Here is a 15796-nt window from a genome sequence, read left to right on the forward strand (position 1 = left end):
TCAGTATTTAAGGCACCCTATCCCAGATAATTAGAAATGTAATTATCCATCTTAGCCTGCTTGAATATTCCACTATTTTTTATATATTCCACAACATCCCAATCAAAATAATTACAAATAATAACAATGATTGTCAGAAGCTTCTCATCAGTTAGATTAATTAATAACTCATACTGTTCCTCTTTTTTATCGTCTCCTATTTTATCATCAACGAGTTTCACTAAAAGATAAAATCTTCTAACCAACGAGAAAAAATGATCATCAACATCCAAACTCTCTAACCACGAAGCAATCCTTTCATTGTCGATTCCTCCTCTAACCAAAACACATAAATTGTCATCAACGTAAGTTACTGCGTTATTAGCTTTATACTCAACTAAGGTTGTGCCCTTTGGTTTAACGTCTGTGTTTTCATCATCATTATCCGCACCATTATCGATCACAATACGTAATTTACTATAGTTAGACTCTTGAGACTCTATAAGACAAAAAAATCTCATCTCAAACTTTTTATAATCTTCGAGTAACTCTTGCCGTTTAATCTCTTGAGTCAATGTAACATTAGACTGAACTTGTAAAGTCACAGATCGAATCAGTAGACAAATTGAGATAAAACTAAGAATGGGGTTAAGCACCCCACCCATAAAGTCGCCAAACTGTCCCCATACATCAGCACCTTGAGTGCTCAAAAATTCAATACCGAACTGAAGAGAATAAGCCCCCCAAACAATAACTATTAATGTTAGACAAATTAGCTTTAACATCTTACTGTACCGTATGCACTAAATATTTAATAGTCTCACCACTATTGATTCGTACCCTACTTACAGTCAAGTCAAGGTAAGTATAGCCAGCTGCGGGTGGTGGATTATTTACATGTAGATTAGCTGAAATCATTCTTTTTTGTGCTGGAATAATCACACGTAAAGGACTATAAAAACCGAAAGCAACAGTGTCATTCTCACCTTCAAGAACAAGCCTGCCATTACCAGTCCGCGCATTGAAGCGAGTAATGTAAGCTTTTATTACCTCTGTTTTTCTTGAAACTCGCGATTTAAATAAATGAGTTGCTGTAGACGTATCTAGTTCAACTACCTTTTTCTTGTCATGTCCTCGCTGCTTGAAATTCAGCTCTATATTGTAATTTTTTTTGAGATTAATTTCGTGCATTCTTTTTAATGGAGCACGAATACGGTCGATTAACTCATCTTCAATCTCCGATAAACCTTTGACCACTTCTTCAGCTTCATCCGAAAGCTCACGGCTCTCCAAGTACAATGATTGTGAGATAAAAAAGCTCATCACTTCATTGAAAACTGGTTTTGATATATTACGAAGCTCTGATATCAATTCAGGCTCGTTAATTACTAAGTCAAAGTTTTGTCCATAAGAACCAGTAAAACTTTTCTTGAGTACCGCCCTTGCAGGATTAACATGACTACGTCTTTTGATAATTACTTTTCTAAGTATAGCTTCCGCCAATAAACAAGTAACCTCTGCGGTTCCGGCAAGAGTGTCGAGGCCATATTCCATATCTACTTCATCATCGCCGCTTTTGATGATTACATCGTAATTGACACGCATTTTCTTTCCTTGAGAACAATGATTGCTTTAATTTTAGGATTAATCTCAAGTTACCATAGTTACCAGGGTTTTTGAACTACCGCTTTCAGTACTGATAGCGCGCGCTCGTATCCCCGCCACGCCTGCCCGCTTTGTGTAGTGGTTTTCATGCAGGTGCATGACATAAGCAAAAGCCCGCCAGAACTGGCGGGCCTGCATCAAAACGATCCTCAAACGATCATGCGTTCTCATGCAGCATAGTCATGCACGGATGAGAGAAATGAATGCGCGTATCCAAATGCCCGTTAGAAAAACGCAGATGAACTAAAAAAGCTTAAGGTCTACTATGAGCGAGAAACGGACATTTAATTTTCGAGTAGTGGAAATCGAAGCCAGTACCTGCCGGAGCCATAGTATCGAAACCACGAACAATAAAAAGCCTGGAAATATCCAGGCTGCGCAAGACTCATTTATAGAATGCTGCGGTAAGGATTACTCAACGGTCACAACTATTTTGCCGACCTGTCCATTGGACTCCATATAGCGCTGGGCGTCTGCAATCTCTTCGAACGGGAACGTCTTATCGATGACCGGCTTCAGTTTGCCGACTCGCAAGCCTTCTGTGATAAAGGATTTAGCGCGCGCCATTTTTTCAGAGTCCGTCGTGATTTCAAACAGCTCATATCCACGCAGGGTGAGATGCTTACCGAGAATATCAAATACAGGCACAAGCATGTCACGGCTATCGAGCGCGCCGTACTGGAAAAACATACCCTGTGGTGCCATCACCTGCGTCAGTTTTGCCACGTCCGGCCCACCGACGGGATCAAAAACAATATGGGCACCTGCGCCATCTGTTGCACGACTGATTTCAGCAACCATATCCTGCTCCGCAGTAGCAATGACGGCGGCTGCGCCAGCTTTAAGGAGCATTTCGCTTTTTTCAGAGGTCCGTGTGAGTGCAATTGGGTTTGCACCCAGCATGTTAGCAATCTGTATGGCAGCCAGACCCACGCTGCTTGATGCTGCGCGGATCACGACATTCTGACCAGCCTGAAGGTTGCCATACTCAACCAGCGCACCATAAGCGGTGACATACATCATCCAGCTTGCGGCGGCTTCCTCGAATGAAAGGTTTTCAGGATGCTTTACGACAGCATGAACCGGTGCGTTGACCACTTCACCATACATGCCGTATTCATTAAACATAAATGAAGGGATCACGCTTACCCGATCTCCAGTGGTAAACTCATCTACATTCTCACCTACTGCCTGTACAACGCCGGCCGCTTCATAACCAAGACGTGCCGGAAATTCCGGCTCAATAACATATTGGCCGTTGCGGTACATGATTTCTGCACGGTTGATACCTATCGCATGTACGCGGATCTGCACTTCACCCGCTGTCGGTGCAGGCACCTGCACATCAACAACTTCCAGCACTTCCGGGCCACCGGTGCGGTTAAAGGTAATAACTTTAGACATATTCAACTCTCTTCAGTTAAAGGCACACCTTCAGAATAATGCCGAAGGGATGCCCGAATCATTTGTGAACAATCTACGTTGTTACGAACACACCAGAAATAGCTGAGAGGGAACTTCAGTATTAATTATCCATTAACAATCCGCCTGCTTCAGCGGATCTGCGTGGCCAGAATATCACTGAACCAGTCGATAAAGACGCGCACTTTTGGAGAAAGGTAGCGCCTGTCGGGATACATCACTGACACGGGCTTTGACACCGATGGGTATTGCGGCAGAATCTCTTCAAGAGCGCCGGAAGCAATATGGGGAGCAACGGCATCATAGGTAGCCTGGATAATGCCCAGACCAGCCAGAGCACAAGAAAGCAGAATATCGGAATTATCAACCAGCAGGCTGCCCGCAGGACGTAGCGAAACAATGCTCCCGTCTTCGATAAACTTCCATTCCATGACGTCACGACTGTGGTCGCTAAAAAAGTTAATTGCCCGATGTTTATCCAGATCCGCAAGTGTTTCTGGCCGCTCATGCTGCTGCAGGTAAGACGGGGCTGCACAGGTAACCATCCGGATGTCACCAAGACGTCTGGATATAAAACTAGAATCTTGAAGCGCCCCCAGGCGGACAAGGCAATCTACGCCTTCCGTAATCAAATCAGTTTTTTTATCGGAAGAAACCAGCACAACTTCAATACCTGGATACAGTGCCTGAAAATGCCTGAGATTAGGGATCAATATGGAATGCGCCAGCGCCAGGGGCACATCAAGTCTCAGGCGTCCTCGCGGTGGAAGTGTCGGTGAAAAACTGGCCATCATGTCATTAACTTCGGCCAGAACATGCCTAGCATGATGATAGAACTCATCCCCTTCAGCAGTAACGCTCAGCTTTCGGGTTGTGCGATAAATGAGTTTTACACCCAGATCATGCTCTATCTGCTGTATCGCTTTGCTCACAGTGGGGCGATGAATCTGAAGTACATCAGCAGCTTTCGTGAAGCTACCCTGCTCAACAACCTGTATGAAAATATTTAGGTATTCAATCATGTTGGCATGCACGTGCTCACCTGTTTTGTAGGCTGTTCAAAACCGACATTGTAAAGTAAACCATCCCAACGACATTATTTCTTTTCGTTCAGATAAGGGCTTTCTGACTGTCACAATGTCCACTCTGGCACAAAGCGGACGACCATTTTCAAATGGCCGTCGCATCTAACACCTCGTTTCACTCATTGTTCAACCTTACCCCCATCAGAAGGAATTCTTTCGGGGGCAACGTTTCAGTGTAACCAGCTGTCGTCTTCCCAGACCTGCTGCAGAATTTCCATTACACGTTCCTTATCTTCAGCCTGTCTTACCCCGCTAAGTTCAATACCATTGGCGCTGCCCTTGCGGATTCGGATAGCTGTTTTTGGGTAGAGGGGGCGCAAATTTCGGTAAAGCTCGGATTCAAGTGCTTCTAAAAGCACCTGGCTAATTTTCTGCTCTTTATCGATCATTATTTCAATGCGCATAGATTTTCCCCTAACAGGTAACGTCCATTGTTCGGCTGTATTCATGGTTGCGGATTTTCGCCATCAGCTCGTCAGTCAGCTCGGAAACCCACTGGATGGCCAGCCGCTTTTCTTCGTCGCTGCACTCGCTCGCCGCTACCAGTTTTATGAAAAAATCGATGCGCTGAAGTTTCAATGATTCCAAAAGATAATCCTGCATTTTCCCTCCTATTACGGCCACTTACACAAGATAACTGTATGTATATACACTGTTTATATATACAGTATAGTACCGATTTCTAAATGTAAAACGCTTTTTTGGACTTCAATAAGAAAGCCCTGATATGAGTCAAAGACAGGAAATATTTTCGGTGTGTCAGTAATACTGCCGCCACTTGTCATCCTCACGCAGCCGCCCGTTCTGGTAAAAGATGCGCAGCCCTCCCCCTGACGGAAGGCTGCCGCCGCGTAAAAGTAAATTCACTTCATACTCACTGCCATCGAACCCTCTGGACCGCAACTCATACTCCAGCTGCAGGCGCTGCTGCTCAGAAATATTCTGCTTGTATGCCTTTTTCCGTTTCGGTTTTACCAGCCTGAGCCGGGCAACCAGCTCCCGCCGTTCCTTTTTGCCCATGCCGTGCAGATAGTCCTGCAGCGCCTTTTCATCCATGGACGTAATATCCGGTACTTCACCCCCTGTCTGGTTCAAATTTTCAACAGGGGGACAGTTATTGCCACGAGTCCAAGGGGCGCAAGCGCCCTGGTCGGCTGTCGCCTCCTGAAGGTCAACGGCTTTACGAACCATTTTCCACTTCACTGCATGAGTGCAGATCCGGCCCTCAATGATCGGGGACCAGACGCCATAAATACGGATACCATGATCGCCGTAGGTGCTCGGCTCGTCGTTCAGCTCATAAGCTGTTCTGACCAGGTGATGTTTACGGGGAACCAGGACGCCGCCCTGCGCCATGATGTAAGTGGCAAAGCAACCGGCATCAGCTGCGGCCAGCACAGCATCAAGACCCGGATTGCCGATAACAGGCCGCGCATTTGCAAGGGCCGCCAGAATCTCAGGCGTCAGTTCAGGCTTACCCGGAATGGGCTTCAATGGGAGAAGGTCGCGCTTAGCCTGACCGGCCAGCAGACGCAGCTCACGGTACGCCTGGCGGCCAGGAATACCAAAGAAGCGGAATTGCTGGACACGGTGCAGCGAAGCCCAGGCGTTTACGTTCTCAGCGTTATCGCGCAGTGATCTGCCCGTTTCTTTACTGATTTCCTGCGCCAGCCCGCGCCCGTCGATGTTTTTGCTGATGTATTTGGCGATATAACTGGTCGGCGTACCCTTGCGGGGGTTGATAAGCTCGGACTTGAAGCGCGGCCCGGTATTGGTGCCCAGCTCCTCCCGGTCCTCACGAATGGCGAATTTACGCAGCAGCGCCGTGATGGATTTGCGGTCTTTTTTGCGCATGAAGCACAGCAGGTGCCAGTGCACGGTGCCGTCATGGTGTGGTTCAGCAACGCGGACGCCATACCAGCGCAGCCCGGCTTTGTGCATCGCCTTACGGAAGGCGGCGAACATATTTACCAGGTAATCGCTGCTCTGGCGGACCGTGGCACTGGTCCATTTCGGGTTTGGCCTGCCGTTATTAAGCGTCGCGTGAAAGCGTGACGGGCAGGTGATGGTATAGAACACGGCGCATTCACCACGCATTTCTGCGATCAGCTCCAGCCCCTTAACGCAGGCCATCATTTCGTTGCGCCGGTGCGCCGGGTTGCTGCTGCTGGCGTTTACCACTTCTTCCATATCCAGCGTGTCACCTTCGGCGTTAACCAGCTCATGCGAGCGGAAAAACTCCAGTGATTTGCGGCGCTGTTCGCGTTTGTGGATCACGGCTTCATAGCTGACATACGGGGACGCTTTTTTGTTAACCAGGCAGACAGCGCGCAGCTGTTCTTCCCGCCATTCACACCGCATCTGCCACAGCTTGCGATACCACCAGTCCGCACAAAGCATACGGGCAAGCGAGCCCGGAATAAGCTCGTATGGGACTGGCTTACGGCGATGCTTTTTACGGCGCAGCTGCTCGAAAGCAGGCGGGATAACATCAAGGCGCATGGCCTCAGCGGCCACCCTTTCCCATGACCGGCGGATCTCTTCCGGCGTAACGTCTTCATCCGTAAACAGCTCACCGCAGGCAGCATCCAGACACATGCTCATGTGTGCCGCCACCAGGGTAGATAACCGCTTGACCTGCTCCTGGTTCATTTCAGGGAGGACCAGCAAGCCCTCCAGCCCATCGTGGCTCGCCATAAAACGGAATGACGCAGAAACCTGGCTGGTACGCACGCGCTCCAGGCGTTCAAGGCACGGCCTGATGGTTTCACGCAGATAGCGGGAATATGCCTTCGGCTTGCCCAGGCCCTCGAAATATTTAATCCGTTCAAGCAGCGGCTTACTGATATGCGCCGGTTGGGCGCCCACGTCAGCAACGATGACCAGATCGGGGTTGAATCGCTGCTGCTCGCGGGCCATTTTGGCGCGGCTTATCAGCTGATCCTGCTCCATTTCTCGCTGAACAGGATCACGGGATTCATTGTAGAAATAGCGTTCCCAGACCTCATTACTCAGGGCCTCGCGGCGCAGCTGCTCCTGCTCGTTATCCGCAGCATAGAGAGTAATCAGGTTTGAAAGCGCAGAAACCGGCGCTACTTCCGCCGGGTCCATGTAGGGGTTAATCGCCTTTTTAGGTACATTCCAGGCAAAAGCAGCGGCGGAATCTTCTGCGCCGCCGTGCTTTTCAACTTCGTGATGACTCACGCGCGCACCTCATGCATGACCGAGTAATCAGGGCCGCCGGCTGGATCAAAGCCAGCCCAAACTTTCGGTTTGAGTACAGCAATCAGTTCGTCTGCGGTTTTCCCTTCGCCTGCAGCAATACCAATGCTGCGTTTTACGTTAATGCGGTTATGAGTGAAATTGCGATACAGGGAACGAGTCAGGAAAGTGTCGCTGTTCGAAACGATGACCGGATGGCCTTCTGATGCACGGCGCTCAAGAATAGAGGCCAGCTGATACTGATCGTCCTCAGTAAAACCGGCAGTGTGATAGGCACTGAAAGTACCGTCATAAGGCGGATCGCAATAAATAACATCCCCAGGCACCAATAACGCCAATGTTTCGTCATAGCTGGCACAAATGAACGTTGCACGCTGGGCCTTTTCCGCAAAAGTGCGAATTTCTGCTTCGGGAAAATAGGGAGCTTTATAGTTGCCGTAAGGTACGTTGAAATGCCCTGCCCGGTTATAACGGCACAACCCACGGTAACAATGGCGATTTAGAAAAAGGAAATAAGCAGCCTTCCAGATTAAGTCTAAGGAATGCAAATGATTAAACTCTTCACGAATAACATAATACTGTTCAGAAAAGTTGTTGCAGGCAAAGAGAGCCTTTGAGATAGCAATGAAGTGTTCTACTTCATCTTTAATTACCTGATACATATTAATCAGGTCAGCATTAATATCCGCGACAAGATAATGGGGATAGTCTGTCGCCATCATCACAGCACAGGAACCCGCGAAAGGTTCAACCAGTCGTGGGCCACTAGGAAGGTGCTTAATCAGTTCCGGCATAATAGCGGTTTTATTTCCCGCCCATTTCAGGATGGTGCTCATACAGCGCCTCCGTTGTAGTGTTTACCTTTAAGCTCTGCGATTTCCTGACAGGTAACGCAGAGATCACAGCCCGGCATGGCGGCCCGGCGTTCTTCGGGAATGACTATTCCGCAGCTTTCACACTCCAGTGAAGAAGCCCCAACCTTTCGGATACGGGCATTGTGGATGTGGCGCTGCAGCTGTTCTTCCACCCGCTGCTGTACGAGATCCATAGAGTCAGCCATTAGTGCAGCTCCTGGGATTCGTTTTCGTAGCGGGTAGCTTCACGGCGCAGCAGTTCAGCCGCTTCAATACCGTTTAACCCTTTGTTGGCGATATGGGTTGCCAGCGCCTCAAGACGGATTGAAACTGCAAGCGCGCGTCCTTTGCGCTCCTCACGTTTGGCAATATCGATCACCGCCATAAGCTGGTCGGTTTCTGGTGCAAACATTTTTGGTAATTCGTTCTGCATTGTTCTTTCTCCTGAATTTGGGCAAAAGAATGCCCGGCGGGTTTACGCCATTAATTTCTGTTGTGGGTTAATTCGGCATGGTTAGCCGTTTGGGAAATAAGCTCACCACTGCACGAAAATGATTCATTGCTTTAACCAGTTCCCGCTTTTCGTCAGTAGTCAGATCACTAATATTGACGCCGTGACGTTCTGCCGGAATTTTTGCCATAAAGAATATGGCTGCCAGTGCCCGCTCATTTTGTTTATGGTTTATATCGCGGCGGTCGCGCATATCTTTAATAAACCTTTCAAGCTCTGGCTCAATATTCAGACCAAACACATTCGCCCTTAATTCCGCTATTCGGTTCAGCCCTTCCATACGTTGACCCGGGCTTAATGGAACAGTCGCCGCAGCGCCTTCAATAGCCATGGTTTCCCCCGTTTGGTAGTGGTCAGCCCTGCCAGCAGTTCATCCTGAGAGCGGGACGGGTGCCAGCGCTTGCCATCTTTCCCGATAATCCAGCCATGGCCGCAGTGCATAGCTGGACTTTGTTTTTTCAATAATGATGCAAAACTTGGTTCTTCCATAACCCCTCCAATATGTGCCGGGATGTTTAACCACGCCCGGCCCGTGGTATTCTGGTGTTTCCACACAGCCAGAAAGGAAAAGACATGAAAAATAACGAACAACAGAACGAAGCTCTTAAACAGTTAACTAACGTCCTTACTGAGGCAGGTAATCAAACCAGAGTCGATGTCCTCGCCCACTCAATCCTGCTGCAAGCTATTTTTTCTGTTCTTTCCGAAGAACAAAAAAATCAAATTATTAAAATCCTTCAGACCGCTACCGTTAATCAACATGCTGCGACCGCAGGCGTTGAAGCAGAAGTAAAAATGTCTCTCGCTCAGCTTTTAAGCGGTTTTTTAACGCCTCAGAAGCTGAATTAAGGACCTGATCACACTTTTCACATGCACATAGGCAGCAGGAGTTATTAGCGTGTTTGCTGCCTTTATTTTTCTCTTCCATGTTCACCTCAGATAATGCCGAACGAAGCGCCAAGGCCCGTTACGGTGTCCACCGCACTTGCCATTGCGGGGTTGGCCTGCAGGCGGGCCTGCATGGAAACGGCAGCCAGTGCCATCAGACGAGTTGCTGAATTGATACTGCTGATCACGTCACGGCGCCCGGCAGTGGTTTTCACATCGCCAGTAACGGCACCAGCGGCAACTCGCCCGATTTCAGCGGTGGCGCTCATGACGTAGTGCGGCAATTTCTCTTTTGCCACTTCGTTCATCGGCACACATGGCAGGCAGTGAATTTGTGCCAAGAAGCCGTCAACCAGGGTGGAGTCCTCAGTGAGATCGGTAAGCAGCCAGATTTCAGGCGGTGTGAGCTGATGTGGCTGGTCCGGGTTCAGCTTGTTGCGCAGCGTCTGGACATTCATTCCCGCGCGTTGTGCCAGCTTCGCCATGTTGTGACGCAGTGCGAAAGCCCGGCAGGCCTCTTCAAAGTGTGGATGTTTGGAAATCTTATAATCAAACATGCGAGCCCCTTAGAAAGTTCCCATAATTGAACTTACTGACCAACAACAACGCGGAAGTTGGAATGACCAAGGGACTCACGAACCTGATCGGTTTTGTACATCAAGTAACGTAGGCTTACACGACCCTTATTTTTTTCTTTCTTAACCATGTACTTAGCAAGCTGACCATGATGGATTTTTTGATAAACAGAGCCGCGAGAAATGCCTTCCCATTCCGCGAACTCTGCAGGCGTAGCCATCTCTTTTGGTACACGAATTGAAATATCAGTGCTCATAGTGCAGTATCTCTCAGTTAAGGTTTGGTTTATGTCGTTTTATCTTGTTTTATGTGATTCAACATTTGAACAACCGAGATACTACGATCCAATATTTGATACGTCAATAGGATTAAATAATGATACAGGTGAAGGCTGGCGAGAATACAGGGGGTAGAGAGGCTATCCATAGGTTGATGGCAGCCTATGATTTCAAGTCCAGACAGCAGCTATGCGATCACTTAGGTGCATCAAAAAGCACTATGGCAAACAGATACTTAAGGGACAGCTTCCCTGCAGAATGGGTGATCCAATGCGCTCTTGAAACAGGAGTTTCTTTACTCTGGCTAACCACAGGACAAGGCGAACCAGGAACAAAAATTGATAATAAAAAAAGTATCAATTTCGTGAACTCCAGCAAGGTAAAACCTCTTTCTGAGCTTGTATCGCCAGAGATCGACAAAGCTAGCCTTATAGGAGGTTCGTTGGTTGAGGCTGGGAAGGCCATCATTGATAGCAGCCTGCTTCCCCCTGACTCAAGCGAGCTGCTTCTCGTAAATACCAATGGCGATTCATATTTAGTTGACCGTAACCAGACACCACCAGTGAATGGGATGTGGTTGGTCGATATCGACGGGATAAAAAGCATTGTTAAGCTGACTCGCCTTCCGGGAAACAGATTAGTTGTGCATCAAGATGATTCTTCGTTTGAGTGCAGCCTGGATGATATCGAGGTTGTTGGCCGCGCATTGAAAATCATCAAGAGCCTTTGATATGACCATCAGAAAACAGCCGAACGGAAAATGGTTGTGCGAGTGTTACCCGAACGGGCGTGACGGCAAGCGTGTGCGCAAGCAATTTGCGACAAAGGGCGAGGCTGTAGCATTCGAAAACTTCACCATGGATGAAGTGAACAAAAAGCCGTGGCTGGGTGAAAAGGAAGATCGGCGGCGTTTGTCAGAATTGATTGAGCAGTGGCACTCCCTTTACGGCCAGACGCTCGCAGACCCGAAGCGCCTAATGGCGAAACTGAATATTATCTGCAATGGCCTGGGCGATCCCGTCGCCTCTGAGTTAACCGCCGGTGACTTTACAAAATATCGCGAAGCACGGTTAAAAGGTGAAGTACGCAACGAAGACGGCGCGCTGATGTCGCCAGTAAAACCCCGCACGGTAAACCTGGAACAGCGTAACTTATCATCCGTTTTTGGCACCCTGAAAAAGCTGGGCCACTGGTCAGCGCCTAACCCGCTCGCCGGGCTACCAACATTCAAAATCGCAGAGGGGGAACTGGCGTTCCTTGCCCAAGACGAAATTAAACGCCTGCTTGATGCCTGCGCTGATTCTCAAAGCCCCAGCCTGTTAATGATCGCAAAGGTATGCCTCGCCACCGGCGCGCGGTGGAGTGAAGCCGAAAACCTGCAGGGCCATCAGTTATCTAAATACCGGATCACCTATACCAAAACCAAAGGTAAGAAAAACCGAACCGTACCGATATCTCAGGATCTGTATGACGAGCTGCCCAAAAACAGAGGTAAGCTATTCACACCCTGCAGAAAAGCTTTTGAGCGCGCAGTAAAAAGAGCGGGTATCGACTTACCTGAAGGCCAGTGCACGCATGTGCTGCGCCATACATTCGCCAGCCACTTTATGATGAACGGCGGAAACATACTGGTACTGCGCGATATTCTGGGCCATGCCGATATTAAAATGACGATGGTTTACGCACACTTTGCGCCCGATCACCTGGAAGATGCCGTTACCAAAAACCCTCTTCACAATCTCAACTGGAACCGCTAATTTATGGCGGCACTTTGGCGGCAGAGCGTTAAAAAGGCATAAAACGGACAAACACCAAATAATACTAACACTCTGTTTTTAAACGTAAATAACTGTTTTTGTTACAGTAAAAATGGTATGTAGAAATTTCGGACGCGGGTTCAACTCCCGCCAGCTCCACCACATTATGATCCGGATACGTCCGGTGAAATCCTGAAAGCCCGCACGGCACAAGCCCTGCGGGCTTTTTTGTGTCTGTCGTCGTCCGAGAGCATCCGGCTAAATCCGGTGATTATTGGTATACGTTTAGGTATACGGTAAGATGTATACCTAAAAGCATATACCAATTCATGAAGGAACGGCCACAGTGGCACGGACAACACGGCCCTTAACTAACACCGAAGTTCTGCGCGCTAAAGCGTCAGAGAAAGACCTGACGTTGCATGATGGCAATGGGCTTTTCCTGATAGTGAAGACCAACGGGAAAAAGCTCTGGCGTTTCCGTTATCAACGTCCAGCGACAAAACAGCGGACAATGATGGGGCTGGGTGCTTTCCCCGCCCTTTCACTTGCCGACGCCCGAGGGTTAAGAGCGGATTACCTTGCCTTGTTAGCCAACGGAATTGACCCACAAATTCAGGCCGAAGTTGCAGAGGAACAGCAGCAAATCGCTCTGGACAGTATTTTTTCAACGGTCGCCGCTAACTGGTTCCAGCTCAAAAGCAAAAGCGTTACCCCTGATTACGCAAAAGACATTTGGCGTTCACTGGAGAAAGATGTATTCCCTGCCATCGGTGAGGTCCCCGTTCAGCAAATCAAAGCCCGAACTTTGGTTGAAGCCCTTGAGCCAATAAAAGCACGTGGGGCGCTTGAGACTGTACGCCGACTGGTGCAGCGCATTAACGAAATCATGATTTATGCCGTAAACACTGGTTTGATTGATGCCAATCCAGCATCCGGTGTAGGGATGGCCTTTGAGAAGCCCAAAAAGCAAAACATGCCGACGTTGCGGCCAGAAGAATTGCCGAAGCTGATGCGTTCTTTAGTCATGTCAAATCTGTCTGTTCCGACTCGCTGTCTTATTGAGTGGCAGCTCCTGACACTTGTGCGCCCTTCTGAGGCTTCTGGCGCTCGATGGGCTGAAATTGATCTCGGCACTAAACTTTGGACAATCCCAGCCAAACGCATGAAAGCAAAAAGAGAGCATTTTGTTCCATTATCTCCACAAGCGTTAGATATTTTGGATAGAATGAAAGCCATAAGTAATCACCGTGAACATGTCTTTCCAAGTAGAAACAATCCAATGGTGCCTATGAACAGCCAAACTGCAAATGCAGCTCTTAAGCGTATTGGTTATGGAGGGAAACTTGTTGCTCATGGGCTTCGTTCACTGGCAAGTACTATTTTAAACGAAGCCGAATTTAACCCAGACGTGATTGAAGCAGCTCTTGCACATAGTGATAGAAACGAAATTCGAAAAGCGTACAACCGAGCACAGTATCTCACTCAGCGAAGTGAACTACTAAATTGGTGGGGCAAAAAAGTAGAGACCAGTTGTTTTAACGAATTTTATAACAAGGAAGAAAAATGAAAAGAAACAATGAGTTAATAAGAGCCGCTATCGCTAAAAAGCGTTGGCAAAATGAGGTGTTGCGTAAGGACATAGAATATTGTCCTTATCGCCCTAAGAAAAAGAACAAGTCAAAAAAAGCAGTAGAATATATTAGATTCCCTGCTAATTTCAGTATTTATTCTGCTGATAAAAACAAACATTATAAAGACACCATGAATATCATATATGCTATTTCTCGTATAGCAGATATGAAAACTAAAAAGGTTCATCTTGATTTTTCCCAAACGGAATATATTAAAGCTGCCTCTATGTTAATTCTTTACGCTACTATTGAACAAGCTATAAAATCGGGAGTGAATTTTAAAATTATTGCGTTCCCGAAAGATTTTAAAGCCACTAGAATAATAAAGCGTTCAGGCTTAGAAGTATTATGCAAAGAAAACACACACCAACCTAATTTTGATGGGGATTTCATACCGGTTATAAGTGGAAGCGGTGGTGATTTTCGCGATGAAATCGTAGACTTTATTCAACATAAAATTTACAAAAACAAGATGACACCTGATACTGAAAGTAAATATGGCGGTGCAGTGCAGGAGGCTATTAACAATGTTGCATATCATGCATACCCAGAAATTCCTGAATCGGACCTGAAAAAATGGTGGGTGAAATGCGATCTTGCAGGCGATCAATTGTTTTTAGCAATATATGATAAAGGTGTAGGCATACCTAAAACCGTAATGAACAGAACATGGTTTGAAGAAATTCTTCAAAGCACCTACCCAGCTTTAGTATCCCAAATTAAGCGCGAATTAGAAAAAGAAGGGATTGCAAAAAAAGATTTACTTAGTTACAAATTTGGCATTATCAGCGATGCGATGAAAATAGCCATTTCTATGGTTGGCGATGTTACAGGTACTGAAGAGAGCAAGCATGGACAAGGAAGTAAAAGCATCAAAGCTTTAGTTACAGAAAATGACCAAGGAACTCTGTGGATTTACAGTAACAATGGATTATATAAGCTAAACTCTGGTATAGTTGAAACATATGATTTGCAAAAGCCAATGCCAGGCACCTTGCTACAGTGGAACATTAAGGTTGATCTAGATGAACTTGAAAAAAATTAGTATCGTCAATGACTTCAGCAAGAGCCCCTACGGCCGATATCCTTCTGATGGCAAGTGGAACGGTCAGGTTTTTCGTCAAGAAATCTTGGTACCAGCACTGAATAGCTATGATAAGGTCATAGTAGACTTGACGGGTTATAATAGATACGGTCGCTCATTTATCGATGAAGCCTTTGGCGGACTTATTCGTGAAGAAAACTTTACTAAATCTGATTTAGACAAAAAACTTGAGTATCACCACAATGATCTCAAGAGTTTTGAGTTATTAATTACGGAACGTATCGAGAAAGCCGCAAATGATACCAGAAAATACTAGCCACGCTTTAGATCCAAAATATATCGCCGTGATTATTTCTTCTATAATCGCGGTATTTGGATGGCTTATTTCATCTTATATCAACACTCGAACCTTTAAGCGAAACGAAACATCTAAGCTCAAAGATAAAATTTCCTCCATGGTTGAAAACTTCTTTGACTCCCTTGAGGAAAAAATAAAATCAAGGGGAGTCAAAGAAACTGAACTTGATGATTTGATTGCAGGTAAACTTACTTTAATTGAACTACATCTGAATCATTTAGACAGAAAGATAAACATCAAGCTGATTTCTGATGAGCATATAAACAAAATCAGAAGCGAACCATATGATTACTTAACATCATCTAGCGGTGATTATAGAAAAAAACTAAATGAGTTGAAGTTCAACACACTGGAACTTATAGAAGAAAACTATACGGAATGGTATTTCAGAAACTCAACTAAATACCATTGGATAAAACTCAAATCGTTAATCCTTCAAAAATAAAAGCTTATATCACCTCGTATTATTTTGCGAGGTGATTCTTTCATCAAACTTGCTAATACCTCAGTCGTATTTAAATT

The 15796-nt window shown here is 46.7% G+C and carries 22 protein-coding genes; 7 read left to right on the top strand and 15 right to left on the bottom strand.

The window, feature by feature from the left end:
* Positions 1-17 precede the first annotated feature (17 nt).
* From SOM40_RS17735 to SOM40_RS17795, 13 genes are all read right to left on the bottom strand, one after another.
* The gene (locus SOM40_RS17735; protein WP_320530454.1) at positions 18-764 is read right to left on the bottom strand and encodes a hypothetical protein; all 747 of its coding nucleotides are present in this window, start codon (positions 762-764) and stop codon (positions 18-20) included.
* Position 765: 1 nt separating this feature from the next.
* Positions 766-1584, bottom strand: coding sequence for a hypothetical protein (locus tag SOM40_RS17740; protein ID WP_320530455.1), 819 nt, complete (start codon positions 1582-1584; stop codon positions 766-768).
* A gap of 45 nt (positions 1585-1629) precedes the next feature.
* Positions 1630-1815 carry a hypothetical protein gene (locus SOM40_RS17745; RefSeq protein ID WP_320530456.1) on the bottom strand — a complete coding sequence of 62 codons (186 nt, stop codon included), beginning with the start codon at positions 1813-1815 and terminating at the stop codon, positions 1630-1632.
* Between the two features lie 240 nt (positions 1816-2055).
* The gene (locus tag SOM40_RS17750; protein WP_023568298.1) at positions 2056-3048 is read right to left on the bottom strand and encodes a zinc-dependent alcohol dehydrogenase family protein; all 993 of its coding nucleotides are present in this window, start codon (positions 3046-3048) and stop codon (positions 2056-2058) included.
* A 149-nt stretch (positions 3049-3197) separates the two neighbouring features.
* Positions 3198-4088: a LysR family transcriptional regulator gene (locus tag SOM40_RS17755; protein WP_023568299.1), complete on the bottom strand. Its 891-nt coding sequence runs from the start codon at positions 4086-4088 to the stop codon at positions 3198-3200.
* A 233-nt stretch (positions 4089-4321) separates the two neighbouring features.
* Positions 4322-4555 carry a DinI-like family protein gene (locus SOM40_RS17760; RefSeq protein WP_089579079.1) on the bottom strand — a complete coding sequence of 78 codons (234 nt, stop codon included), beginning with the start codon at positions 4553-4555 and terminating at the stop codon, positions 4322-4324.
* A 10-nt stretch (positions 4556-4565) separates the two neighbouring features.
* A complete protein-coding gene (locus tag SOM40_RS17765) occupies positions 4566-4754 on the bottom strand; it encodes a hypothetical protein (protein ID WP_023568301.1) in 189 nt (62 codons plus the stop codon).
* 156 nt (positions 4755-4910) lie between these two features.
* Positions 4911-7355, bottom strand: a complete 2445-nt coding sequence (locus SOM40_RS17770; protein ID WP_320530457.1) for a replication endonuclease — start codon at positions 7353-7355, stop codon at positions 4911-4913.
* Positions 7352-8209 (bottom strand): DNA adenine methylase, encoded by an 858-nt coding sequence (locus SOM40_RS17775; protein ID WP_320530458.1) that lies wholly within the window; start codon positions 8207-8209, stop codon positions 7352-7354. The genes SOM40_RS17770 and SOM40_RS17775 overlap by 4 nt, the downstream gene beginning before the upstream one ends.
* Positions 8206-8433 (bottom strand): TraR/DksA family transcriptional regulator, encoded by a 228-nt coding sequence (locus SOM40_RS17780; protein ID WP_000785514.1) that lies wholly within the window; start codon positions 8431-8433, stop codon positions 8206-8208. The genes SOM40_RS17775 and SOM40_RS17780 overlap by 4 nt, the downstream gene beginning before the upstream one ends.
* Positions 8433-8639 carry a DUF2732 family protein gene (locus SOM40_RS17785; protein ID WP_080067539.1) on the bottom strand — a complete coding sequence of 69 codons (207 nt, stop codon included), beginning with the start codon at positions 8637-8639 and terminating at the stop codon, positions 8433-8435. The genes SOM40_RS17780 and SOM40_RS17785 overlap by 1 nt, the downstream gene beginning before the upstream one ends.
* 88 nt (positions 8640-8727) lie before the next feature.
* Positions 8728-9069, bottom strand: a complete 342-nt coding sequence (locus SOM40_RS17790) for a DUF5347 family protein (RefSeq protein WP_000963476.1) — start codon at positions 9067-9069, stop codon at positions 8728-8730.
* On the bottom strand, positions 9033-9227 hold the full coding sequence (locus SOM40_RS17795; protein WP_001528723.1) for a phage filamentation protein Fil family protein: 195 nt from the start codon (positions 9225-9227) through the stop codon (positions 9033-9035). The genes SOM40_RS17790 and SOM40_RS17795 overlap by 37 nt, the downstream gene beginning before the upstream one ends.
* Before the next feature lie 84 nt (positions 9228-9311).
* Between SOM40_RS17795 and SOM40_RS17800 the strand changes: the two genes are divergently transcribed.
* Positions 9312-9587 (top strand): hypothetical protein, encoded by a 276-nt coding sequence (locus SOM40_RS17800; RefSeq protein ID WP_000794278.1) that lies wholly within the window; start codon positions 9312-9314, stop codon positions 9585-9587.
* 86 nt (positions 9588-9673) lie between these two features.
* Here the strand turns inward: SOM40_RS17800 and SOM40_RS17805 are convergent, their stop codons facing one another.
* Complete coding sequence (locus tag SOM40_RS17805; protein ID WP_320530459.1) at positions 9674-10183, bottom strand: phage regulatory CII family protein; 510 nt, start codon at positions 10181-10183, stop codon at positions 9674-9676.
* Positions 10184-10215: 32 nt separating this feature from the next.
* Positions 10216-10458, bottom strand: a complete 243-nt coding sequence (locus SOM40_RS17810; RefSeq protein ID WP_032636666.1) for a Rha family transcriptional regulator — start codon at positions 10456-10458, stop codon at positions 10216-10218.
* A 119-nt stretch (positions 10459-10577) separates the two neighbouring features.
* Here SOM40_RS17810 and SOM40_RS17815 point away from each other — a divergent pair, with 119 nt between their 5' ends.
* The 6 genes from SOM40_RS17815 to SOM40_RS17840 all read left to right on the top strand — a co-directional run bounded on the left by SOM40_RS17815 (position 10578) and on the right by SOM40_RS17840 (position 15719).
* Complete coding sequence (locus tag SOM40_RS17815; protein WP_320530460.1) at positions 10578-11210, top strand: phage repressor protein CI; 633 nt, start codon at positions 10578-10580, stop codon at positions 11208-11210.
* A 1-nt stretch (position 11211) separates the two neighbouring features.
* Positions 11212-12237: a site-specific integrase gene (locus tag SOM40_RS17820; RefSeq protein WP_025711927.1), complete on the top strand. Its 1026-nt coding sequence runs from the start codon at positions 11212-11214 to the stop codon at positions 12235-12237.
* Between the two features lie 346 nt (positions 12238-12583).
* Positions 12584-13807, top strand: a complete 1224-nt coding sequence (locus SOM40_RS17825) for an integrase domain-containing protein (protein WP_320530461.1) — start codon at positions 12584-12586, stop codon at positions 13805-13807.
* Complete coding sequence (locus SOM40_RS17830; protein WP_320530462.1) at positions 13804-14916, top strand: ATP-binding protein; 1113 nt, start codon at positions 13804-13806, stop codon at positions 14914-14916. Before SOM40_RS17825 ends, SOM40_RS17830 begins: the two co-directional genes overlap by 4 nt.
* Positions 14897-15232 carry an STAS-like domain-containing protein gene (locus SOM40_RS17835; protein WP_101701365.1) on the top strand — a complete coding sequence of 112 codons (336 nt, stop codon included), beginning with the start codon at positions 14897-14899 and terminating at the stop codon, positions 15230-15232. The genes SOM40_RS17830 and SOM40_RS17835 overlap by 20 nt, the downstream gene beginning before the upstream one ends.
* Positions 15213-15719 (top strand): hypothetical protein, encoded by a 507-nt coding sequence (locus SOM40_RS17840; RefSeq protein ID WP_320530463.1) that lies wholly within the window; start codon positions 15213-15215, stop codon positions 15717-15719. Before SOM40_RS17835 ends, SOM40_RS17840 begins: the two co-directional genes overlap by 20 nt.
* The last annotated feature ends 77 nt before the right edge of the window (positions 15720-15796 follow it).

Source organism: Leclercia sp. CFBP8987 (assembly GCF_034044995.2).
GTDB classification, from domain to species: Bacteria; Pseudomonadota; Gammaproteobacteria; order Enterobacterales; family Enterobacteriaceae; genus Enterobacter; species Enterobacter tamurae.